Consider the following 1,549-nt stretch of genomic DNA (forward strand, 5'->3'; position numbering starts at 1 on the left):
GGAACACACCCCGCTGGGCACCGACGGAGCGCTGCTCGGCTGGTGGACCCGGTACGACGCCACCACCGGCGACGTCCGGGCCGGCGGCACCGACGGACGCACCGCCACCCTCACCGACGCCCGGGGCACCACCGGACCGCTGCCGGTCGGCTCCCTGCTGCTGCCCGGCGGCGCCCGCCCCGTGGTGGCCGTCCAGGGCGACAGCGTCAGCCTGTACGACGACGGCGCCCCCCAGTCCACCGGCGCGCTCGGCCACGCCCAGAAGGGCCGCCGCCACCAGGACTACGCCGCCGGCACCCCCCTGCTGGCCCCCCTCCCGCACTGGCACGCGCTGCGCCCGCGCGACACCGCCGGCTCGCTCGCCCTGCGCGCCCTGACCGACGAGCAGGCCGCCGGGCTGATCGGGGCCGTCACCGAGGCCCGCGAGCAGCACGAGCAGTCGCTCGCCACGGCCCGCAGCGGCGGCACCCTCACCCCCGAGCAGCAGAAGCAGCGGGAGCGGGGGTGGCAGCAGACCCTGGCCGCCGTCGTCGCCCGTGCCCTGCCCGCCGTCACCGACCCCGCGCTGCGCAAGGGCGTGGCCGGCATCGTGGCCGCCGCCGAACGCCTGTGCCGCTCGCTCGAACGCTTCGTGCGGCCCCCGCAGCCCGCCGAGGCCCGCCAGGAGCGGGAGATGTTCGAGGACTACCGCCCGCAGCACGGCGAGGACCGCACCATCGCGGCCGCCGCCGCCGGACTCGTCACCGGCTCCGGATCGGTCTACCACCCCCAGAAGTCCTGGCTGACGCTCCAGCAGATCCGCGCCGTCCAGCAGGTGATCACCGGCCGCCCGGCCACCGGACGCCCGCTGATCAAGCGCCACCGGGAGGAGACCCTGGCAGGCGGCTGGACCACCGACGCGTCCACCGCGCCGGGCGGCGGCGGCTGGCCCCGGCTGCTGCCCGCACTGCCCGCCCTGTGCCACCGCGCCACCGCCCCCGCCACCGGCGAGAGCGCACGCGAAGCACTCCTGCTGCTGCTCTCCGCCCTCGCCGAAGGACCGCTCACCGGGACCCCCGGCACCGTGCGCACCGTGCTGCTGCGAGCCGAGGGCCGCGACCAGCGCCGGACCGGACAGGTGCTGCGCCACGGCGCGCGCACCGTCGTCGTCCTCGGCAGGCAGCCGGGCTGCCACGACCGGGACCACGCCTGCTGGAACGCCCTCGACCACGACCCGGACGGCACCTTCGGCCCCGTCGCCCAGTTCACCCACAGCGACGAACAGCCCCTGGACAGCCCGGTGACCGCCGAGCGTGCCGCCGAACTGGTCGCCCTGGTCCGCGAACGCGGCCCGGCCCCCTGGCGCCCCGAGGCCGTCGACGCGCTCGCCGCCGCCACCGGCGCCGGCCCCGCCCGCGCCGCCCTGCTGCTGGCCGCCCTCCCCGACGAACCCGGCGCCGCCACCGCCGCGACCATCGGCCTCAAGGCCGGCACCGCCAAGACCGCCGGTGCACTGCTGACCGCCCTCGCCCGCCACGGCGACCTCTCCGACGTGACCGGCGCCCTGCTC

The 1,549-nt window shown here is 78.1% G+C and carries 1 pseudogene; it reads left to right on the forward strand.

The window, feature by feature from the left end:
- Positions 1-1,549, forward strand: a pseudogene (locus tag ACFV5N_RS22675) (hypothetical protein); the annotation flags it as partial.

The organism is Streptomyces sp. NPDC059853 (assembly GCF_042731495.1).
In the GTDB taxonomy this organism is placed as follows: Bacteria; Actinomycetota; Actinomycetes; order Streptomycetales; family Streptomycetaceae; genus Streptomyces.